Annotated in this window: 17 protein-coding genes; 2 read left to right on the top strand and 15 right to left on the bottom strand. The window is 52.7% G+C overall.

The features are described 5' to 3' along the window. Positions 1-14: 14 nt before the first annotated feature. Positions 15-2042 (top strand): biosynthetic arginine decarboxylase, encoded by a 2028-nt coding sequence (gene speA / locus HYS22_00280; GenBank protein MBI1908599.1) that lies wholly within the window; start codon positions 15-17, stop codon positions 2040-2042. A gap of 31 nt (positions 2043-2073) precedes the next feature. On the opposite strand, the gene HYS22_00275 is transcribed toward speA, so the two are convergent. The 9 genes from HYS22_00275 to HYS22_00235 all read right to left on the bottom strand — a co-directional run bounded on the left by HYS22_00275 (position 2074) and on the right by HYS22_00235 (position 12548). After that, a complete protein-coding gene (locus HYS22_00275) occupies positions 2074-2643 on the bottom strand; it encodes an MEDS domain-containing protein (GenBank protein ID MBI1908598.1) in 570 nt (189 codons plus the stop codon). Between the two features lie 115 nt (positions 2644-2758). Next, positions 2759-2911: a hypothetical protein gene (locus HYS22_00270; GenBank protein ID MBI1908597.1), complete on the bottom strand. Its 153-nt coding sequence runs from the start codon at positions 2909-2911 to the stop codon at positions 2759-2761. Positions 2912-2941: 30 nt separating this feature from the next. Then, a complete protein-coding gene (gene carB / locus HYS22_00265; protein MBI1908596.1) occupies positions 2942-6262 on the bottom strand; it encodes a carbamoyl-phosphate synthase large subunit in 3321 nt (1106 codons plus the stop codon). Further along, a complete protein-coding gene (gene carA, locus HYS22_00260) occupies positions 6255-7424 on the bottom strand; it encodes a glutamine-hydrolyzing carbamoyl-phosphate synthase small subunit (protein ID MBI1908595.1) in 1170 nt (389 codons plus the stop codon). The genes carB and carA overlap by 8 nt, the downstream gene beginning before the upstream one ends. Next, positions 7421-8698: a dihydroorotase gene (locus HYS22_00255; GenBank protein ID MBI1908594.1), complete on the bottom strand. Its 1278-nt coding sequence runs from the start codon at positions 8696-8698 to the stop codon at positions 7421-7423. The genes carA and HYS22_00255 overlap by 4 nt, the downstream gene beginning before the upstream one ends. Further along, complete coding sequence (locus HYS22_00250; GenBank protein MBI1908593.1) at positions 8695-9681, bottom strand: aspartate carbamoyltransferase catalytic subunit; 987 nt, start codon at positions 9679-9681, stop codon at positions 8695-8697. The genes HYS22_00255 and HYS22_00250 overlap by 4 nt, the downstream gene beginning before the upstream one ends. A gap of 44 nt (positions 9682-9725) precedes the next feature. Continuing rightward, complete coding sequence (gene lepB, locus HYS22_00245; protein MBI1908592.1) at positions 9726-10463, bottom strand: signal peptidase I; 738 nt, start codon at positions 10461-10463, stop codon at positions 9726-9728. 20 nt (positions 10464-10483) lie between these two features. Then, positions 10484-12280, bottom strand: a complete 1797-nt coding sequence (lepA, locus tag HYS22_00240) for an elongation factor 4 (GenBank protein ID MBI1908591.1) — start codon at positions 12278-12280, stop codon at positions 10484-10486. A 4-nt stretch (positions 12281-12284) separates the two neighbouring features. Further along, positions 12285-12548: a ribbon-helix-helix domain-containing protein gene (locus tag HYS22_00235; protein ID MBI1908590.1), complete on the bottom strand. Its 264-nt coding sequence runs from the start codon at positions 12546-12548 to the stop codon at positions 12285-12287. A 41-nt stretch (positions 12549-12589) separates the two neighbouring features. Here HYS22_00235 and HYS22_00230 point away from each other — a divergent pair, with 41 nt between their 5' ends. After that, positions 12590-13066 (top strand): hypothetical protein, encoded by a 477-nt coding sequence (locus HYS22_00230; GenBank protein ID MBI1908589.1) that lies wholly within the window; start codon positions 12590-12592, stop codon positions 13064-13066. Positions 13067-13117: 51 nt separating this feature from the next. Here HYS22_00230 and HYS22_00225 read toward each other — a convergent pair whose 3' ends face one another. The 6 genes from HYS22_00225 to HYS22_00200 form a co-directional block, all read right to left on the bottom strand. After that, the gene (locus tag HYS22_00225) at positions 13118-14479 is read right to left on the bottom strand and encodes a type II secretion system protein (GenBank protein MBI1908588.1); all 1362 of its coding nucleotides are present in this window, start codon (positions 14477-14479) and stop codon (positions 13118-13120) included. A gap of 96 nt (positions 14480-14575) precedes the next feature. Continuing rightward, positions 14576-15214 (bottom strand): SPOR domain-containing protein, encoded by a 639-nt coding sequence (locus HYS22_00220; GenBank protein MBI1908587.1) that lies wholly within the window; start codon positions 15212-15214, stop codon positions 14576-14578. After that, positions 15211-16920, bottom strand: coding sequence for an arginine--tRNA ligase (locus HYS22_00215; protein MBI1908586.1), 1710 nt, complete (start codon positions 16918-16920; stop codon positions 15211-15213). The genes HYS22_00220 and HYS22_00215 overlap by 4 nt, the downstream gene beginning before the upstream one ends. After that, a complete protein-coding gene (locus HYS22_00210; protein ID MBI1908585.1) occupies positions 16917-18269 on the bottom strand; it encodes an insulinase family protein in 1353 nt (450 codons plus the stop codon). The genes HYS22_00215 and HYS22_00210 overlap by 4 nt, the downstream gene beginning before the upstream one ends. 175 nt (positions 18270-18444) lie before the next feature. Beyond that, a complete protein-coding gene (locus HYS22_00205) occupies positions 18445-19935 on the bottom strand; it encodes an insulinase family protein (GenBank protein ID MBI1908584.1) in 1491 nt (496 codons plus the stop codon). Continuing rightward, a complete protein-coding gene (locus HYS22_00200) occupies positions 19926-21431 on the bottom strand; it encodes a serine/threonine protein kinase (protein ID MBI1908583.1) in 1506 nt (501 codons plus the stop codon). Before HYS22_00200 ends, HYS22_00205 begins: the two co-directional genes overlap by 10 nt. Positions 21432-21618: the final 187 nt, after the last annotated feature.

The following is a 21618-nucleotide window of genomic DNA, read 5'->3' as shown; positions in this document are numbered from 1 at the left end:
GTTTTTCAAGTTCCATGGCACAGCCGATTTTGAAGGAAGTTCCTGCCCGTCATTCTGCGAACAACGTCGAAAACGGCACGACAAAAAACGATTCTTCGGCAAAGCCGGAAAAAGTCTGGACGGTGGCCGACTCCCTCCGGGTCTATAACATCAACAGCTGGGGTTCCGGTTATTTCTCAGTCAATGAAAAAGGGGAGGTGATCTGTTCCCCGTTGCCCCAGGAGGGGGCGAGTCTCTCCTTGATGGCGGTCATTCAGGAGGCCAAGGAGATGGGGCTTGGGTTTCCGCTTCAGATCCGGTTTCAGGATATCATCCGGCACAGGGTTCGATCGATCAATCTGGCTTTTAAGAATGCGATCGAGGAACACGAATACAAGGGCCATTTTAAAGGGGTATTTCCTATAAAAGTTAATCAGTTAAGAGAGGTTGTGGATGAGATACTGGATGCCGGCAGGGAGTTTTCCCATGGGCTTGAGGTGGGGAGCAAGCCGGAACTGGTGGCCGGTCTGGCCCTCAATGACAATCCGGAGAGCCTGATTATCTGCAACGGTTATAAGGATAACGCCTTTATCCGTCTGGCCTTGCTCGGGCAGAAGGTGGGACGGAGGATCATTCTGGTGGTGGAGAAGGTGGATGAGGTGGAGCGGATCATCCAGATCAGCCAACAGATGGAGATCGAGCCAACCATCGGCATCCGGGTCCGGCTTTCCAGCAAGGGGTCCGGAAAATGGGCTGACTCCAGCGGAGACGACGCCAAATTCGGGCTGACCGCCTCGGAGGCGCTGGAGGCCTGGGAGTATCTGCAGGAAAACAAGCTGGAGCATTGTCTCCAGATGATCCATTTCCATATCGGCTCTCAGGTACCGGATATCATGAACATCAAGCAGGCGACCCGTGAGGCGACCCGGTACTATGCCAAGTTCATTCAACTCGGCGCAAAACTGGAATACCTGGATGTGGGAGGGGGGCTGGCGATCGACTACGACGGGAGCGGGACCTCTTTTCATTCCTCCATGAACTACTCGCTGGATGAATATGCGAGTACCATCGTTTATAACATCAAGGATATCTGCGAGGATGAGAAGGTTCCTCCACCGGTGATTGTTTCGGAGAGCGGCCGGTCTACCGTGGCCCATCACAGCGTGCTGGTGGTTGAGGCATTTGCCAATGTGGAGAAGAGTCACGAATCAAAACTGATGAAGGTTAGCGATTCGGACAAGGAACACAAGATCATCCGGGACATCTTGTCACTGAGGAGAAAGATTCCCCATAAAAAGAACCTGCTGGAGGTCTACCATGCCTTGCAACAGATCAAGGAGGAGTCGATCCGTCTCTTTGATGTCGGCCTGCTCGATCTGGTGGTCAAGGCGAAGGTGGAAAATCTCTACTGGCAGATTGCCGAACAGATTGTGAACAAGTTCCGGGCCAACGGGCATATTCCGGAAGAGATTTTGGAGTTGGAAAACAGCCTGTCGGACCAGTATGTCTGCAATTTTTCCATCTTTCAGTCCTTACTGGATAACTGGGCGATCGGTCAGCTTTTTCCCATAATCCCGATCCACCGATTGAATGAGGAGCCCTCCAATCGGGCGACGCTGGTGGATATTACCTGCGACTCCGAAGGGAAAATCGATGAGTTTATCGACCTCAAGGATGTCCGGGAGTTCCTGCCGCTCCATCCGATCGGCAAGGATCCCTATTACCTGGGGATTTTTCTCTCCGGGGCCTATCAGGATATCATGGGGGACGAACACAACCTTTTTGGCCGGACCAATGAGGTCCATGTCTTTCTGGATCCGGACGAGGAATCCGGGTTTTACCTGGAAGAGGTGATCCGGGGTTCTACCATTGAACAGGTCCTTCAGAGTACCCAGTATGACCCGAATGATCTGATCCGGAACTTCAAGAGGGTGGTGGATACCGCTATTAAGGAGGATCGGATCAAGCCGACACTCGGGATGAAGCTCCTGGATGACTACCGGAAGGCATTGTCGGATTATACCTATCTGTCAGACCGTGACCTCCTTCCTCCTAATAGCTAACATTACATAATATATATTATACGACGTTATGTCAGAGGACTTCCCACTGCCCGCTCCTTTGGATGAGGGTCCGGTCGTGGGACTGAATGAGGGAGTTCATGGTGCCCAACGGGCATTCTGTGAAGGAGTGGGTGCAGAGGGCGATGATCTTGCGGGACCCTATCTCCTGATGGACCCTCTTTTCGTAATCGGCGAACCGTTTCCAAACCATCTTCTCCTTGATATGATGGGGTCCCCCTGCCACCCGTATCCCTTCAAACCCCCTCTTGAGTGATTCCTGATACTTGAGGTGGAGCCGTTGAGAGGCCTTGTGGGGATCAAACCCTGTCTTGAGGGAATACCAACGAGTCGCTGTCGCTACTTCCATCTGCCCTGAAGTGAACGCTTCTTTAAAGACCCTGGTTTTATTGATCATCTCGTCAAAGTCCCGACGTTTGATGACCGGTGGCAGGATCCAGAGACAAAACTGGTTTTGGTTTAAACCGTTCAGAAAAAAACGGGTCAAGAGATCCAGCCAGTCAGAAGAACCGTGGTAGAACTGGCAGAGATGAGCCCCCCAGCTCAGGCGATCCAATGATTCGTGGCGGGATGGCGGTGTCAAGCCTCGCCATTATACTGAAGATAAGGCTAAGCCGCAAACTAAAAATTAATACTAAATCTAAATGACTTATAGAAGTTATTTAATCCGATTGATGAACTTCTAAGAAGTTAAATTCTTACTTCTTGAGGCCGAGAATTTTGTACATCCCGGTGCCGCATTTGGTGCATTTCCCCTTGAGGGCCTGCCTCTTATTTTTCATCGTCACCTTCTTGGCATCCCCCATATCCCGCTTCGCCTTGCATTTGACGCAATATCCTTTTTCGCCCATTTCCCCCTCCTTGTGTTTGAGGCCCTGAGTCTAACTATGAATCTCTTTTGAATTCAACTTCTTTTTTAAATGATATTCCTGCAAGGACCGGACATCCAATCCTGTTTTCTTCAGCTCGCGGATCGCCTCGGAGGCGGCGTGCGCGGCTGAGGTGGTTGTGAAATACGGGATGTTGCAGAGAAGTGTCGTCCTCCGGATGGAATAGGAATCCTCGGCCGATTCCCTCCCTTCGACGGTATTGATGACCATCGCTATTTCTCCCCCTTTGAGGGCATCCACGATGTGCGGGCTTCCTTCTTTCACCTTGTTCATGGTTGCGGAGGGGATGCCGTTGGTTTTGAGGAATTTGGCCGTTCCGCGGGTTGCTGTGATTGCAAAGTTGAGTTTGTGAAAAGTTCTGGCGGTTTGAAGGATCGATTCCCCTTTATCCGAATTTCGGATACTCAGGAAAACCTTCCCCTTGGCTGGCAAGGCATTAAAGGCGGCGAGCTGGGACTTGGCGAAGGCGGCCCCAAAAGAATGGTTGATTCCCATCACCTCGCCGGTCGATTTCATCTCCGGGCCCAAGAGGGTGTCTACTCCGGGAAACTTGTTAAAAGGGAAGACCGACTCCTTGATGGAGAGATGGGCCGGTATCACTTCCTTGATGAACCCCAACTGTTTCAGGTTTCCCTTCCCGGCCATCACCTTGGCCGCCAGTTTGGCAAACGGGATGCCGGTTGCCTTGGAGACGAACGGGATGGTTCGTGAGGCCCTCGGGTTCACTTCCAGGACATAAATCATTTCTCCCTGAACGGCAAACTGGACATTCATCAGTCCGACCACGGAGAGCTCTTTTGCCATCAGGCCGGTTTGTCTCCTGATCTCTTCCACCAGTTCCGGTTTGAGAGAATAGGGCGGAAGGCAGGCGGCGCTGTCCCCGGAGTGGATCCCCGCCTCTTCAATATGTTCCATGATGCCGGCGATAATCACCTGACGGCCGTCGGCAATGCAGTCAACATCCACTTCAATGGCCGCCTCCAAGAATTTGTCAATCAGGATCGGCCGTTCCGAAGAGGCGGTCACCGCACTTTTCATGTAATGGCGGAGGGTTTCGGCGTCGTAAACAATCCTCATGGCCCTCCCCCCCAGGACGTACGAGGGGCGGACCACAACCGGGTAACCGATCCTGTTGGCGATCACTTCCGCCGCCTCCGAGGAATGGGCCGTGCCGTTCTCCGGTTGCCTGAGTTTCAATTTGCGGAGCATTTGCGAAAAAAGCCCTCTGTCTTCGGCCCTGTCGATATTCTCAGGAGAGGTCCCGATGATCGGGACCCCCGCCTTGGCGAGGGACAAGGCCAGTTTCAGGGGTGTTTGCCCCCCAAACTGGACGATAACCCCTTTCGGTTTTTCTTTTTCTATAATATTCAAAACATCTTCGTAGGTGAGTGGTTCAAAGTAGAGGCGATCGGAGGTGTCGTAATCGGTCGAAACGGTCTCCGGGTTACAGTTGACCATGATTGTTTCGAGACCCTCTTCCTTCAGGGCGAAGCTCGCATGGACACAACAGTAGTCAAACTCGATCCCCTGCCCTATCCGGTTCGGTCCTCCGCCGAGGATGACGATCTTCTTCTTCTTGGTGACGTTCGATTCATCTTCGGCGTCGTAGGTGGAATAGAGGTAGGGGGTGTAGGCCTTGAACTCCGCCGCACAGGTGTCGACGGTCTTATAGACCGGTTCAATCTTCATCTTCTTCCGGATCTGACGGATTTTCTGTTCGGGAAGGTTCGTAAGATTAGAAAGACGCCGATCGGAGAAGCCAATCTCCTTGGCCCGTCTCATCACCAATCTGTCTTTAAGGAAAGAGCCTGTTTTGAGCCGGGTCTCCTCCTGAATAATCTCCCGGATTTGGTAGAGAAACCACGGATCAATCTTGGTGATTTCATGGATCTGTTCCACACTGAACCGTTGCCGGAAGGCATCCCCGATCAGCCAGAGACGATCGGCCGTTGGTTTACGAAGTTTTTCCATGAGGAGCGTTTTTATTTCACCCTCCCCTTTATCCCCTCCCATCAAGGGAGGGGGAACCAAATTTTTAACTCCCTCTCCCCTTGTGGGAGAGGGTTGGGGTGAGGGGGAGAGGCTTTCAAATCCATATCTGTCAGTCTCCAACGAACGGATCGCCTTCTGGAGCGACTCCTTAAAGGTCCGTCCGATCGCCATTACCTCCCCCACCGCCTTCATCTGTGTGGTGAGGGTATCATCCGCCTCGGGGAACTTTTCAAAGGTGAAGCGCGGGATCTTGGTGACGACGTAATCGATGGTTGGTTCAAAGGAGGCGGGGGTGTATTGGGTGATATCGTTCCGAATCTCGTCCAAGGTATAGCCCACCGCCAGTTTTGTCGCGATCTTGGCGATCGGAAACCCGGTCGCCTTGGAGGCGAGGGCCGAACTTCGAGAGACGCGGGGATTCATTTCCACCACCACCATCCGCCCCGTTTTGGGCTGGATCGCAAACTGGATGTTGGAACCGCCGGTATCGACCCCGATCTCCCGGATGATCGCGATCGCCGCATTCCTCATGATCTGATATTCCTTGTCGGTCAGGGTCTGGGCCGGTGCGACGGTGATGGAATCTCCGGTATGGATCCCCATTGGGTCAAAATTTTCGATGGAACAAACGATGACCACATTATCCTTGAGATCGCGCATTACCTCCAGTTCAAACTCCTTCCAGCCGAGGACCGATTCCTCGAGGAGTACCTGGTGGATCGGGCTTGTGGAGAGCGCCCAATGGAGCTGTTCTTCAAATTCTTTTTCGGTAGTGGCGATGTTTCCCCCCGTCCCACCGAGGGTGAATGAAGGACGGATAATGATCGGGAGACCCAATTTTTTCAAAAGTGCCCTTCCGGTCTCCAGACCGGTAACGGTATCGCTTTGAGGGACCTCCAGTCCGATCTTCTGCATCGCCTGTTTGAAGAGGGCTCGGTCTTCCGCCTTTTTGATCGAGGGGAGTTTGGCGCCGATTAATTCCACGTGGTATTTTTCTAAAACGCCGCCCTCAGCGAGGGAAACGGCAACATTAAGCGCCGTCTGGCCGCCAAGGGTTGGGAGCAGGGCGTTCGGCCGCTCCTTGGCGATAATTTTGGCGACTATTTCAGGGACGACCGGTTCAATATAGGTCTTGTCCGCAAAATCGGGATCGGTCATGATCGTCGCTGGATTGGAATTGACCAGGATGACCCGATACCCTTCTTCTTTAAGCGCTTTGCAGCCCTGCGTCCCGGAGTAGTCAAATTCGCAGGCCTGACCAATCACGATAGGACCTGAACCGATCAGCATGATTTTTTTTAGATCGGTGCGTCTAGGCATTTTTCATCATCTCCACAAATCGGTTAAATAAATAGTGGCTATCATGCGGTCCGGGTGATGATTCTGGATGGTACTGTACGGAGAAAATGGGCTGTTTTCGGTGCCTTAACCCCTCGACCGTCTTGTCATTGAGGTTGAGATGCGAAACATCGGCCTCGGGTGAATCACCCTTCCCCTTCAGAGATTTTTCATCCACCGCAAAGCCGTGGTTCTGTGTCGTGATTTCAACCTTTCTGGTTCCCAGGTCAATCACCGGCTGATTTCCTCCCCGGTGCCCGAATTTCAGTTTGTAGGTCTTTCCGCCGAGGGCGAGGGCAAGGATTTGATGACCAAGACAGATGCCAAAGATCGGGACCTTGCCGATCAGCCGACGGGTATTTTCAATTACGTCTGTGACCGCGGCCGGATCGCCGGGGCCGTTCGAAAGGAAAACCCCGTCCGGTTTGTATTTCAACACCTCTTGGGCAGTGGTCTTTGAAGGGACAACCGTGACATCACAGCCGGCATTTACGAGATTACGGAGAATGTTGTACTTGATGCCGAGGTCGTAAGCAATTACCTTAAATCCCCCCTTACCCCCCTTTGCCAAAGGGGGATTTTCATACCCTGCCCCCAACTTCCAGATCCCTTCGGTCCAATGGTACGGTTTCCGACAGGTCACCTCACCAACCAGGTTCCGGCCGATCATCCCTGGAGCCTGTCTCAACTTTTTCAAGAGGATCTTTTTATCACCCGCCCCCTTCAATTTTGTGGAGAGGATCCCCATCTGTGACCCCTTGTCCCGCAACTGTTTTGTCAAGGCGCGGGTATCGATCCCTTCAAGACCAATAATGTTATGCTCTTTGAGATAATCCCCCAACGATTTTTGGGACCGGAAATTACTGGGGTAAGGGTGATACTCTTTGACCACGAAGCCGGCAACATGAACCTGGCTCGATTCGATATCTTCCGGATTAACCCCGTAATTACCGATTTCCGGATAGGTCATTGTTACGATCTGACATCGGTAGGAAGGATCGTGGAGGATCTCCTGATAGCCGGTCATGCTGGTGTTGAAGACCACCTCTCCCGTCGATTCCCCCATGGGCGAATCGCCCTCCGCCCCAAAGGAGCGCCCCTCAAAGAGGGTGCCATCTTCGAGGATCAGGACCGCCCGGGTCATGCCTCGTAGACCACCTTACCGGCGACGATTGTCTTTTGAATTTTTCCCCTCAGACGCCATCCATGAAAGGGGGAGTTTTTCGATCTGGAGTGGAATCGGTTGACATCTACCGTGACCGAGGCCTTTGGATCAAAGATCACAATGTCGGCATCGGCCCCGACCTTGAGTGTCCCTTTTTTCTGGAGCCCAAGGATACCGGCCGGCCCTGTCGAAAGGAGGTGGATCAGTTCGGGCAGACTCACTAATTTTTCCTCAACCAGTTTGAGTGAAAGGGAAAAGGCCGTTTCCAGGCCGACCAGGCCGTTCGTCGCCAGGTGAAATTCCACCTCCTTTTCAAACGAGGCATGAGGGGCGTGATCGGTCGCGATCGCCTGGATCAGGTTCTTTTGAAAACCCTCTTTCAGGGCTTTCACATTTTGTTCACTCCGGAGCGGTGGTCTCATCTTGGCCAGCGTGTTATAACCCCGGACCGCCTCGTCGGTCAGGCTGAAGTGGTGAGGGGCTACGTCACAGGTGACCGCCACTCCCCTCTTTCGGGCCGCAGTCACCAATTCCAGCGAGCCGCGGGTGGTCATGTGGGTAATATGGAGCCGTGCCCCGGTTAATTCCGCAAGGGCGATATCTCTGGCCACCATGATCTCCTCGGCGGCATCGGGGGAGCCGGGTAGCCCCAGCTCTGTCGCGACCAGTCCTTCATTGATGGAAGAGGTGCCGGAGAGGGATTCATCCTCGGCATGCGAGATCACCAACAGGCCGAAACCCCTGGCGTATTGCATCCCCTTTCTCATCAGGGCACTGTTCATTACCGCAGACCCGTCATCGGAAACGCCGACAATACCGGCCACCGCCATCTGACCAATATCCGCCAGTGATTCCCCCTTGAGCCCACGAGAGATCGCCCCGACCGGGAGGACGTTGACCCTCCCCTCTTCCTTCGCCTTTTTAAGGATGTATTCGGTAATGACGTCGTTGTCGTTGACCGGTTCCGTGTTCGCCATGCAGACCACCGTGGTGAAACCGCCGGCGGCGGCCGCCTCTGTCCCTGTCCGGATTGTTTCCTTGTATTCATGCCCCGGCTCACGGAGGTGGGTGTGGAGGTCGATGAATCCCGGGCTAACAACGAATCCCTTGGCGTTGATGACCTGCTCCGCCTCTTGCGCCCTTATCTTTCCACCAATCTTCTGAATTTTTCCGTTGGAGATTAAAAGGTCGGTCACCCCATCCTTTTTTGTGGCGGGGTCGATGAGTCGGCCGTTTTGGATCAGTAGCTTCATTTTTTATTTCCCCACAGTGACAAGACCGCCATCCGGACGGCAACACCATTGGCCACCTGCTCGAGGATCACTGTTTGCGGACCATCCGCGCTTTTTGAATCGGCAATTTCCGGATCAATCTCCACCCCGCGATTAATCGGTCCCGGGTGCATAATTAAAGTCCCTTTCTTGATCAAAGGGAGGAGGTCACGGGTCAAGCCGAAAAATCGGGTATACTCGGCAAGGCTCGGGAAATTAAGGGTCTGTTGTCTCTCTTTCTGGATCCGGAGGAGCATGATGACGTCCGCTCCGGGGATATGTTTGTGAAACTGTGTGGAGACCTTCACCCCTAATTTTTCGAGTCCCGGGGGGAGTAGGGTTGCCGGTCCGATCACGGTGACCTTGGCCCCCATCTTGGTAAAACCATAGATATTGGATCGGGCGACCCGGCTGTAGGCGATATCACCGACGATTAAGAGATTGACCCCTGCGATTCGTCCAAGGTTCTCCTGGACGGTGAAGAGATCGACCAGCCCTTGTGTTGGGTGTTCGTGTGACCCGTCCCCGCCGTTGATTACGGAGGCTTGGGTATAAGAAGCGATCAACGGTGAGGCGCCACTTGCCGCGTGGCGGACGACCAGTAAATCAGGATGCATCGCCCCCAAATTTTCGATCATATCCTTCAGGCTTTCCCCCTTGGTGAGGCTACTGGCCGAGGGGGCAATGTTTAGAATTTCTGCAGAGAGGTTTTTCTCCGCAATCTCGAAGGAGGTCCGGGTCCGTGTGGAGGGTTCAAAGAAGAGGTTGATGACCCTCTTTCCCTTGAGGTCATCCCCCTTCTTGCCGGTTTTGAGGGATTCTTTAAAAACCTTCGCCCGATCAAGGATATGAAGGATTTGCTCACGGGTGAGCGTTTTGAGCCCTAAAAGATCCTTTTGAGGTAAAAAAAAACCCCGCTGTGGCGGGGTTTTTTGTTTCAAACTCTTGTCTTTCTTCAAAATCATTCGGGGGGTAAGTATAGAAATTGGATCGTTCTGTCAACCCTTTTTTACCTTATCCACTTCCCAAACCGTTCCCAACGGACCCGTTTGTCGTCGGTGTCGAGGGAGAGCCAGATGAACATTGCTTGCCCTTTGACGTTTTCCATCGGGACAAACCCCCACTCGCGGCTATCGGCAGAGTTATCCCGGTTATCCCCCATCACAAAGAGATGGTCTGGCGGGATGGTGATCTCGCGGTGTTCGGTATTTGGGTAGTGGTCAATCTGCATGAGGTGTTTTACCTCTCCCAGTTCCTCCACAAAATAGTCGAACCGGTCCCATCCTTTGTAGTAGGGGACCGATCGGAGTCCTGCTTCGCTGGCGATGGCATCTCCCAGAACGACCAACTTGCGTGCTTTTTGCCGGGATGGGGAGACGACGGAGACCTTTTGCTCATTGACCGGTTCTCCGTTGACAAAAAGGGCATCCCCTTCAATCCGCAGGGTGTCTCCCGGCAGACCGACCACCCTCTTGATGAAATCCTTGTCCTCTTCGACAGGCCAAATGAAGACGACCACCTCTCCCCGCTCCGGTGTTTTGAATTTCTTGATCCATTGTTTGGTGAACGGGATCCGCAAACCATAGGTGAACTTGTTGACAAAGATATGATCGCCGATCAGGAGTGTCGGGATCATCGAACCGGAAGGGATCTTGAAGGCCTCGACGACAAAGGAACGGAGGAAAAAGGCGATGACTAGCGCCACTAAAAGCGACTCAATGTACTCCCTGATTTTGCTTTTCTTCATGGGACTTACTCGATCACTATCTAATCAACCTTCAGAACGGTTAAGAAGGCCTCTTGCGGGATGACCACGTTACCGACCTGTTTCATCCGCTTCTTACCCTCTTTTTGCTTCTCAAGCAACTTTCTTTTTCGCGTGATGTCACCACCGTAACATTTGGCGGTCACGTTCTTTCTCAGGGCGGCGACTGTTTCGCGCGCGATAATCTTGCCGCCGATGGCGGCCTGGATCGCCACCTCATACATCTGTCTGGGAATCACCGAACGGAGTTTATGCACCAGTTCCCGTGCCCGGGTATACGCTTTTTCCTTGTGGAGGATGATGGAAAGGGCGTCGACCGGATCCCCATTCACCATGATATTGAGCCGGATCAAATCAGAAACGCGCCAATCCAGAAGTTCGTAGTCCAGCGAGGCGTACCCCTTGGAGATCGATTTCAAGCGGTCGAAAAAATCGAACATGATCTCGCCAAAAGGGAGTTCGTAGACAATCAGCACGCGGTCTTCCGAAAGATAGTCGATCTTGCGTTGGATCCCCCTTCTCTCTTCACAAAGTTTGAGGATATTGCCGACCGTGGTGCTGGGGGTGTGGATATGGACCAGAACAAAAGGCTCAGAAATCTCCTCAATCTCCTGGGTGGGTGGCATCTTGGTAGGATTATCAAGCTCTATGACTTCTCCTTGAATGGTTTTGATCCGGAAGAGGACCATCGGTGCCGTGGAGATCAACTCCAGGTTATATTCTCTTTCCAGTCGCTCCTTGATGATTTCCATATGGAGGAGTCCCAGAAAGCCACAGCGGAAACCAAACCCGAGTGCGGACGAGGTCTCCGGGGTAAAGGAGAAAGAGGCGTCGTTCAAGCGGAGTTTGTCCAGCGAGCCCTTGAGGTTCTCGTACTGGCTGGAATCGACCGGAAAAATCCCGGCAAAGACCATCGGCTGGACCTCCTTGAAGCCGGGGAGCGGCCGGGTGGTTGTGTCATTTTCTTCGAGGAGGGTGTCACCAATCTTTGTTTCATGGACCGACTTGATGGCGGCAGTGATAAAACCGACCTCGCCGGCAGAGAGGCTTTCTCTTTCTTCGATGTTGGGGGTAAAGGCGCCAATCTTGAGGACATCATAGGTTTTGCCGGTAAAATAAAAACGGATCTTCATTCCCTTGTGAAGAGTACCGTTGATGAGCCGTATCAGGACGACGACCCCCTGATAAGGATCAAACCAGCTGTCGAAGAGGAGGGCCTTCAAGGCCCCTTTGGGGTTCCCTTGTGGCGGAGGGATCTTGGCAACGATTGTCTCCAGAATTTTATCGACCCCCTCCCCCGTCTTGGCGGAGACAAGAAGCGCCTCGTGGGCCGGGATACCAACCACCTCTTCAATCTGTTTTTTGACCCGTTCCGGGTCGGCGCTCGGGAGATCGATCTTGTTGATCACCGGGATGATGGTGAGCCCATTGTCGATTGCCAGGTAGGCATTGGCGAGCGTCTGTGCCTCGACCCCCTGCGCGGCATCGACGACAAGAATTGCCCCTTCACAGGCGGAGAGACTGCGGGAGACCTCGTAGTTGAAATCGACATGACCGGGGGTATCGATCAGGTTGAAGATCTGTTCTTCCCCATTTTTGGAACGATAACGGAGCCGGACCGTCTGGGCCTTGATCGTGATCCCCCGTTCCCGTTCGAGATCCATCTTGTCCAAGAACTGGTCTTTCTTTTCCCGCTCCGATATGGCGCCAGTCAGCTCCAGGATCCGATCGGCCAACGTTGATTTGCCATGATCGACATGGGCGATGATGGAGAAGTTGCGGATATTTTTGGGGTTCATGAGATTAATTTTTCCCTCTCCCTTGAGGGGAGAGGGTTGGGGTGAGGGTGGCCCTGGGATCACCCTCCCCTTCATCCCCTCCCATCGAGGGAGGGGGGTAGAGGTTTAGTTGGCCGGGAAGCTGGCCCTGGTTTTTGTCCAGGATCAGGTCGATTCCTTGACGGATATATTCAGCGACCGGGACGCGGGTTTTTTGATGGAGGCTTTTCAGCCGTTCATTCTGCTCCTCGGTGATATAGATGGTGGTTGACAGCTTCTTGCGAGCCATGGGACTTTTAAATACAGGAGAGACCCAAGGAAGTCAACCCGATGAGAGAAACCCTGAAACGGAATAGTCCCTTCCTTGTCGGGACAGCCCTCCTCGTTTTTAGTGGGATCCTTGTGATGACCCTCTATTTTCAGCAGGAACGGCGGAGGTCGGTCGACGATTTTTTCACCCATTTGACCGAATTCCAGCGGCAAAATCGTCTTGAGATTATTTATCATGAGATGACCGATGATGCCCTAATGACCCTGGATTCCTTCCTGGCTGACTGGCAGAGGCGAACCGAGGCACTAGGGATGATCCTGGAGCGGCGCTTGCTCGTTACCCGCTTTTTTCCGGACGGTTGTCATGCCTCCCTCTTTGCCGTCTATTCCAAAGGGACGGCTCACGAAGAGTACACATTGGTGAGGGATAAAACGGCCGGTTGGAAGATTAAGAGTTCTCAGCTTAGCCCCATGGCCCCTCCCCCGCCCGAGGCCGCCCCTTCTTCCATTAAAGAAGGGTTGAGGACAAGGCCGTAATTACTTTTGGGTGAATCACCCCTGGGTGAATCACCCTTGGGCGAAGCGCCCTCATCTCTGGTGACTGTTTTGCGTGGTCTTCCCTGTTACATTATCGGTCTCCGTGTAAATTTCTTTGCGGCTCTTGGGATCGTAGGTGAAGGTGTAGGTCCGGTCGGTGCCGTTTGTCTTGGATTTGTAGGTTGACTGGGAGAAGGTCTCCCCGGTTTTCCGGTTGTAGTTATAGTTTGTGGCATAGTCGTACTGGTCGGCGTAGTTTTTTGATCCGTTTAACTGTTCATATTGGTAGTCATAGGCATAGGAACCGGAGCCGCTGGAGGCAAAGACCTGTGATGAAGCATCATATTGGTAGGTATAGCTGTAGTCTCCCGAATTCCCCGTCGTGATCGTCTGGGCATAAGGGTTCTTTTTGTCCGATTTCCCATAATTGCTGGTGTAGGATTGGTCGTAGGAGGCTTCATAACTGCCGGTGTAATCCCCGTTTTTGGTGGTCGACTGGTTGGCCCGGAATTGGGACGGTTTCTTGGACTGGTAGCTGACCTCGTAGACAAAACCGTTGTCGATACTCAGACCGACGCCGGAGTAATCCCCTTTACTGTTATATTCGTAGTCGTAGGAGTAGCTCCCAGATTTGTTATCGTAGGAAGATTCCTTCTTGAGGTAGTCTGATTCATAGTTCCCTTCGAAGGCCTGACCGTAGCCGATGGCGGCATATTTCCCTGTATAGTTCATCCCATCCGGCGAGAGGGTGTTCTTCTGATCAAGGATATTCCAACTATTGAAGACATCTTCAACCGTGATGGTGGAACCGTCCAGCAGGGTGACCACGGCTCCCCGGGAGCCGTCGGTGTTGATCTTGATGCCGGAGGCGAGGGCGGCCTTGACTTCTCCGGTCTCAAAATTGGGATTGAAGAGGAGACTAGAAAAGGTGGAGAGGAGTGTCCCCGAGTCGAAGACAAGGAGACCGCTCGTCTGACCGATAATCTTGCCGTAGAGGGCAAAGGGATCGGCCGTGAGGGAATCGAACTGGCCTGAGGCAGGGTCGTAGCGGTAGGCGTTACCGGTTGGCCCCTGATAACTGTTCATTCCGGTCTTCTGCCATTGGCTGGTGATCCCTTGACCAAGGATCATCCCGAAGAGCGGGTTGTCACTGCTGGCACTGCCAACGGAGGCCTGGTCCAGAAAGGGGGGCAGGACCGGGACCCTTCCGCTCAGGAGCGATTCCATCCGGTACTGTTCGACACCGGTCTTGACAGAACCGACGGCTCCCAGTTCGGCGCTTGTCTGGGCATTCTGGTTGATGGAGATAAGGACCGACTGGGCACTCACGGCAAGGATCCCCAGGAGTGCGATGACAAAGACTAGCTCAATCAGGGTGAAGCCGCAACTACCCCCCGCAAACCGCCGGCCCACAACCCTCACCTCCCCCCACTCCTTTATTGTACTCTCAAAAAGAGAGGAAGGTATACTTTAAATATTTATTATAACCTATTGTATTAACTTGGTTAACTAGCTATTTGTGAGGACAACAAGGGCGAGGATCTTTTCCTTGGTTTTGATCTGTTGGACATAGCTCTGGGCATCCTGTTTATTGCCGAAGCTACCGACCCGGACGCGATACCAGGTCCCCCGGTTCGGGATCTCGGCAACCGACATAAAGGCATCGTACCCTTTTTGTTTCCACTTTTCGACCGATGAGGAGGCCTCTTCCGGGGTTGGGAAGGAGCCGACCTGGACTGTGTATTTTGAATTGTGGGCCGATTTAACCCGGACGGTTTGTGGGGTTTTGGGGGCCTCCTTCTTGGCTCCCCTGATCTCTTTTCCCTGGGAGTCGATTTCCTTACCACCAATGATCCGAACCGCCTCCCTCTTGACGGGAGCCCCTTCTTTGTCGGTGAGCAGTTCCGGGTAGGTATACCCCTCCTTGCCGACAATCTCATCGACACTCTTGGGATCTTCAACAGGGAGTACCACTTCTTCCTTCGCCACCGCTTTTAGTTTGGCACTGCCAAGAAATTCAGGGCCGTACCGGGCCCCTAGGTAGAAGACGAAGAAAAGGGTCGCCAGCTCCAGAATCGCCAGCGTCATGAACTGGCCGAAGGTGAATTTGCAAAAGTATTCTTCCAGTTCTTCTTTTAAGTCACTCACTCGAGTTCACCTTTATTAGAATCCATCCTCTCTGGTGCTGAGACGCCGAGAAGATTTAAACCATCTTTCAAAACGCGTCGAACGTGGCCCAGAAGATACAACTTCGCTGACGCGAAGTCAACATTTTGGCTCAAGAGATGATAACGGGAATCTTCTTTGGCCTTCGCGTAGTAGGACTGAAGCTGTTGGGAGAGGCTGATCAGATAATAGGTGATTCGATGAGGAGCCTTTTCCCGAATCGCGAGTGACAATTCGTGGGGGTATTCATGCAGGGTACGGATCAGAAAGATCTCTTCCGGCAAGACCAGCTGTTCCGGTCGATTCTGAGGTTTTAACCCTTTTTCCTCCGCCTTGCTCTGGATACTGCAAATCCGGGCATGGGCATACTGGACATAGAAGACCGGATTTTCCGACGACTGGCGCTTGGCAAGGTCCAGATCAAAATCCATGTGGGAGGGACCGCTCCTCATCAGCAGAAAAAAACGAAAGGCGTCACGCCCCACTTCATCAAGAATATCCCTGGCGATCACAAAGTCACCGGCCCGCTTCGACATCTTCACGAGATCGCTCCCTCTCTTGACCCGAACATATTGGTAAAGGAGTACCTCCAGCCTTGAAGGATCATACCCGAGGGTACCGAGGGCCGCTTTAAGCCGGGGGGCGTGGCCATGGTGGTTGGAACCCCAGACATCGATCAGAAGGTCAAAACCGCGATCAAATTTGTCGGCATGATAGGCGATGTCATTGGCAAAGTAGGTCGGTTGGCCCGAGGAGCGAACAAGGACCGATTCTCTATCCTCGGAGGAAGAGAAGATCCCTTCCGGAGGCACAAACCAGAGCGCCCCTTCTTTTTCTATCGTGGCCCCCTTCTTCTTGAGCGCCTCGATCACCTTTTCCGTTTTTTTTCCGACGAGGATTGTCTTTTCGTGGGTCCAGACGTCAAAATGGATCCCCATCACCTCCAGGTCATCGCGAACCTCGGCAAGAAGGGTGTCGACGCCAAACTGCCCAACGGACCGGGCCGATTGGGGATCGCCGAAATCAATTTTTTTTAATTTTTGCGTCGCCTTTTCAGCCAGTTCTTCAATGTAAGGGCCGCTATACCCGGCTTTTGAAGGGACCTCCGGTGCGGAGGGGGACTGCGATTTTCTCTGGCACCGGATCAGGATAGATTGCCCCAATTGCTCCACCTGACCACCGACATCATTGACGTAATATTCTCGTGTTACCTGATAGCCGTTTCTTTCCAGAAGGGAGGCAATGACATCTCCCAACGGACCGCCTCGGGCGTTCCCGATATGCAAAGGGCCGGTCGGGTTGCCGCTCACAAATTCGATATTTACCTTCTTCCCCTTCCCTTCTTCAAAATGGGCCCATTTCCCTCCGGCCTTGTCGATGTCGAGGAGTGAAGACTGCCAAGCCTGGTCAGTCAGGGTGATGTTGATGAAGCCACTGCCGGCGACGGTGATGCTTTTGATCAATCCGGCCGGATCGACGAGATTGCCAACAAGGGTCTGGGCAATTTTTAAGGGGGGTTGTTTCAGGAGTTTGGAGAGTTCAAAGGCGATATTAGCGGCATAGTCCCCGTGATCGGCGACCTTCGGTCTCTCGAGGGTATAGGAGGACACGGAGGGAACCGCCAGTTTCCCCTCTTTCTGGCACCGTGCCAGCGTATCACCCAGTATTTTCTTGACCTGATTTCTCACAGTGACTTCCGTATTTTATCAATTCTGATCGAGGAGTTCTTGGGCCCGACAATCAGCACCTTCAAGCCCTCCGGGTGCAGGTACTTTTTGGAGACCCGGACGATTTCTTTTTTGGTGACCCGTTCAATCTCCCGTTTGTAAATCTCCAGATAGTCGGGAGGATATCCCAAAAAATCGAACAGGGCACGGTTTTTCACAATCTGGAACCGATTTTCGTGCTGAAAAATCAGGGAGGTCACGATCGACCTCTTGGCCCTCTTCAGTTCCTCGTCCGTAATTTGAGGGTCACTGGCCATCCGGACAATCGCCTCCTGGATCTTTTCAAGAACGAGGGGGACGTTGGTATTCTCAGTTTGGGCAATGATCTTGAAGAGCCCGCGATCTTTACCAAAACCAAAATCGGACCAGACGAGGTAGGCCTTTCCTAATTTTGAACGGATCTCCTCGCCCAGACGGCTTGTCATGGCACTGCTCCCTCCGAGGATATAGTTCATGACGATGAGTGGAAATTTGTCGGGGTTGGTTCTCTTTTCACCGAGGTGCCCCAGGATGAGGGTCGTTTGTGAGAGCGCCTCGGGGAGGAGAACTGTCTTGGGATTGAATTCTTCCCTAATTGGTTCCGGTTCTATTTTCTGTGATTTTCTGTTGATCCAGATCTTGGAACTTCTTTCAAGTTCTCTCACGATCTCTTTGGGATCAAAATCACCGCTGACTGCCAGAAACGATCCTTGAGGATTAAAGAATCTCCCGTGAAATTCCAGGAGACCATCCCTTTCTATTTTTTTGATCGATTGGAGCGTCGGTTTGGCCCCCCACCGGTTTCCGGCCCCGTAGACGAGGATTTGGAATTCCCGCAGTGCCCGTTCCAACGGGTCTTCATCCTGCCTTAGGATCCCCTCTTTCACCCGTGCCTTGGAGATGGAAAACCGGTCTTTGTCAAAACGAGGCTCCGCGATGATTTCAAAAAGGAGAGAGAGGAGTTTTTCACGGTCTTTCCTGAGGCAGTGGAGTGAAACCGCCTGGTATTCGTGGGCGGTTTCAAAATTCAAAGAGGCGCCGGCAAAGTCAAACAAGTGATCCACCTGATCGGCGGTTTTGGAGACGGTGCCGCCGCTCCTCAAGAGATCTGCGGTGAGAAGGGCTGTCCCCTCTTTCCCCTTCGGGTCGTAGAGACGACCGGCCGGGATAGTGAGGACTGCCTCAAAGGTTGGAAGCTCGCGATCAGGCAACAGGTAGAGCTTCAAACCATTGGCTAGAGGTTGGATGATCGGACGCGGCGGGAGGAACTCTGCTGCCCGCCCAATTTGAGCACTGAAGAGGAGACAAAAAATGGTTAAAAAAGATTTCATAATTTTCCCCTTCGACTTAGCTCAGGGTGTCCATTCCCATTGGCCGACCGAATAAATTCGGCGGCTAATCCAATGACAATTCCTTCCGGAATTCCAGAGGAATTGTTTTAAATTAGCCCACGAATTTATTCGTTGGGCCTCTTCATCACGGACATGGTGAGCTTGTCGAACCATCTTATTTTTTCCTCAACTCTCCGACCACGCGCCGTTCCGCCACCAGGTATTTTTGGGCCGCCTTTCGGATCTCTTCGGGAGTCACCCCTTCAACCCTTGACAGGTATTGGGTCAGGTAGCGCCACCCTCCGAGGATTTCAAAGTAGGTCAGCCGGGAGGCGATCCCTTCATTGGTTTTGAGGCCCCAGATAAATTGGCTTTTGAGTTTGTTCTTGGCCTGTTCCAGTTCCGTCTCTGTCGGTCCCTTTTCCTTGAATTCTCCTAAAATTTCCAGAATCCCTTTTTCCAGTTCTCCCGCCGTATGCGGGCGAACCGGTTCCGCGGAGATAAAAAACAGGTTGGGCAAACGGCTGCCGGGGATATCGGTATAGGAGTCGATGCCGGAGGCGATCTTTTTTTCGAGGACCAGTCTCTTGTAAAGGCGGCTTGTCGCCCCTCCGGAGAGGATCTGATCGATCAGGTCAAAAATGATGTCATCCTGGTCCGGCAGGGTTGGCTTGTAATAGGCAACAACGAGACGGGGCTCGGCCTTTTCTTCAAGGACCACCCGTTTTTCCTTATCGAGAAGCAAAGGGGGTATCGATCTGGCCGGGGCCGCCTTTTTTGAAGGGATTGAGCTGAAATACCGGTCAAGAATTCCTTTTACCTCCGGGATCGAGATCCTTCCGACAATCGCCCCGACAGCATTGGCAGGAGTATAATGGCGGGCAAAAAACCGTTCTGCATCGGTCCGTGTGAGGGTCAGAAGATCCTGCTTCCGTCCGATTGTCATCCCCTGGTAGGGATGGCCGTCGGGGAAGGCGGTGGCGATCAGTTTTTCATAAAGTTTTGTCGATGGATCGTTTTCAAGCCTCATCCGGCGTTCTTCGAGGACAACGTCCCGCTCCTCATAAAATTCGCGGAGGACGCCGTTAAAAATTGCCTCCGATTCGATCTTGGCCCAGAGTTCCAACTGGACCGAGGGGAGGCTGACAAAATAACTGGTCATGTCCTGGCCGGTGGTGGCGTTGAAATGATGGCCCCCCGCCTCTTCAATTATTTTGGAGATCTCTTCTTTGACAATATGTTTTTCCTCGGCATTGTGGAGTTCCCGGAGCTTGGTGCGGATTTCAAGGATTTTCCCGGGGTCGGCCTTCTCCCCCTTGGCATACTCTTCGGAGAGCCTTTGACCGGTCTTTTCGATTTCGTTCAAGATCGGTTTTTCCGCCTTGTAGTTTCGCGTCCCGAAATTTTGCCCCCCCTTGAACGCCATATGTTCAAAGAGATGTGCCAGGCCTGTCTTTCCCGGCTCCTCGTCCATGCTCCCGACACGAAAGCGGATGATGGCGTTGAAAGTCGGCGCCTCCCCCCGAGAGACTAGAAGAAACTTCATCCCGTTGGGAAGCTGGTATTCTACGACCTTCTGTTCCCAGCGCGGGAGGTCGGAACCGGCAAAAACAAGGGGAGAGGCGAACAGTAAAAGCAGTTGAGCTAACTTCTTTGCTAGTGGCATTCAAACGTTCCCGGTAAATTGCTAAAGTTAACGACGCAACGGATATGGTTTCCCTCCGCAATCGCAATCTCTTTTGTCAGGAATTTGTCGTCGGAATAGTAGGCCTTCACGAGGTGTTTCCCCAAGGAAAGGGATCTTTTGCGGAGTGGGGTTTCTATCTGGGGCTGGCCGTCAATCGAGACACTGGCCCAGGGAACCGCCTGGATGGAAAGCCACCCCTCCATCTTTAATGGCGGTGTTATCGCCGGTGCCATGGACGTGGCCGGTGTCATGGACACTGCCGGTGTCGTTAACACGGCCGGTGTTTTTGTTGGGGCTGGAGTGGCCTTCTTTGGGTTAATCACCCGACCGACGGTGATTATCAAAAGGGCCAATCCCAGGAGGCCGAGACCGACAGCAAGCCTTTTCGACCATGGACTTTTGGGGAGAATGGAAGGTTGTTTGGCGACGAAGACCTCTGTGCCCTGTCTCTTTCTCAGTGAACGGGAGAAGGACCTTGGGTGAATCACCCCTTTGAGGATCGGGGTCCCTTCCAGCCGTTCCTGCTTCTTTTTGTGGAGCTGGATCTCCTGGGAGAAGATTTCCTTCAGAAAAATGGACAGCTGTTCCGCCGAGCACTCTTCCTTTTCGTTCCGGCACCACCGCTCCAGGGTCTGCACAAATTCACCCGCCTCCTGAAAGCGCTCTTTGGGATCCTTGCGGAGGCTTTTTTCAAGGACCGGCTTCAGGGAGGGTTTGAGGGAAAGATCAGTTGGGATAAGATCCTCCGATTTTCGGACCTCATCCAGGGTCGCGATATCGGTTTTTTGGCCGAAGAGCTTTTTGCCGACGAGAAGCTCATAGAAAAGGATGCCGACGGAGAAGAGATCACTTCGCGGGTCGAGCGGCTGTTGATTCGCCTGCTCCGGGGACATATAGGAAAACTTTCCCTTGAGGGTGCCGGTAGCGGTTTCATGAGAGCGGCGGGCGGCACGGGCGATCCCGAAGTCGGCCACTTTGACGAGACCGTCAAAAGAGATCAAAATATTTTGCGGCGAAATGTCCCGGTGGATGATCCCCAGGTTTTCCCCCCGGTTGTTTGTTTTTTTGTGGGCGTAGGCGAGCCCTTTCAAGATTTCGGTGATGATAAAAAGGGTGATTGAAACCGGAACCGTTTTCGATGTTTCAAGACAAGACTGGAGGAGTTTTTTCAGGTCAATGCCATCCACATACTCCATCGCGATGTAATAACTCCCCTCCTCTCTCCCGAGCTCATAGACGGGAACGATATTGGGATGGGTCAACTGAACGACGATCTTGGCCTCATCGATCAACATCGTGATAAATTCGCGATTTTGGGACCAGTGAGGGAGGATCCTCTTGATCGCCACCATCTTTTCGAAACCGGCAACCCCGGGCAATTTGGCGAGAAAGATCTCGGCCATCCCCCCCGTGGCAAGCCTCTCCAGGAGGAGATAACGACCGAACGGGTGCGGTCCTGCCAGAGCCCCTGCCATAGAATTCTGAGGAATAACAGAAGGGACATTAATTATCAAGGAATATCAATGCGATAACCGATTTTTAATTGAATGTTAACCAATTAAAATAGTTGTTGACAAAACAATAGAATTTAAACATATTTATGCAAAATTATATACGAATTATGTTTATTTTTTATTTCTTATTAAAACTACGTCTCATTTA

The organism is Deltaproteobacteria bacterium (assembly GCA_016177765.1).
In the GTDB taxonomy this organism is placed as follows: Bacteria; UBA10199; UBA10199; order JACPAL01; family JACOUP01; genus JACOUP01.
This window is presented reverse-complemented; position numbering and strand designations above follow the sequence as displayed.

What these genes read in the sequence shown, in the direction of transcription:
- speA (MBI1908599.1), top strand. Translation starts at nt 15, where the DNA reads ATGGCACAGCCGATTTTGAAGGAAGTTCCTGCCCGTCATTCTGCGAAC.
- HYS22_00270 (MBI1908597.1), bottom strand. Translation starts at nt 2,911, where the DNA reads ATGGGCGAAAAAGGATATTGCGTCAAATGCAAGGCGAAGCGGGATATG.
- carB (MBI1908596.1), bottom strand. Translation starts at nt 6,262, where the DNA reads ATGCCTAGACGCACCGATCTAAAAAAAATCATGCTGATCGGTTCAGGT.
- carA (MBI1908595.1), bottom strand. Translation starts at nt 7,424, where the DNA reads ATGACCCGGGCGGTCCTGATCCTCGAAGATGGCACCCTCTTTGAGGGG.
- HYS22_00255 (MBI1908594.1), bottom strand. Translation starts at nt 8,698, where the DNA reads ATGAAGCTACTGATCCAAAACGGCCGACTCATCGACCCCGCCACAAAA.
- HYS22_00250 (MBI1908593.1), bottom strand. Translation starts at nt 9,681, where the DNA reads ATGATTTTGAAGAAAGACAAGAGTTTGAAACAAAAAACCCCGCCACAG.
- lepB (MBI1908592.1), bottom strand. Translation starts at nt 10,463, where the DNA reads ATGAAGAAAAGCAAAATCAGGGAGTACATTGAGTCGCTTTTAGTGGCG.
- lepA (MBI1908591.1), bottom strand. Translation starts at nt 12,280, where the DNA reads ATGAACCCCAAAAATATCCGCAACTTCTCCATCATCGCCCATGTCGAT.
- HYS22_00235 (MBI1908590.1), bottom strand. Translation starts at nt 12,548, where the DNA reads ATGGCTCGCAAGAAGCTGTCAACCACCATCTATATCACCGAGGAGCAG.
- HYS22_00230 (MBI1908589.1), top strand. Translation starts at nt 12,590, where the DNA reads ATGAGAGAAACCCTGAAACGGAATAGTCCCTTCCTTGTCGGGACAGCC.
- HYS22_00210 (MBI1908585.1), bottom strand. Translation starts at nt 18,269, where the DNA reads ATGAAATCTTTTTTAACCATTTTTTGTCTCCTCTTCAGTGCTCAAATT.
- HYS22_00205 (MBI1908584.1), bottom strand. Translation starts at nt 19,935, where the DNA reads ATGCCACTAGCAAAGAAGTTAGCTCAACTGCTTTTACTGTTCGCCTCT.
- HYS22_00200 (MBI1908583.1), bottom strand. Translation starts at nt 21,431, where the DNA reads ATGGCAGGGGCTCTGGCAGGACCGCACCCGTTCGGTCGTTATCTCCTC.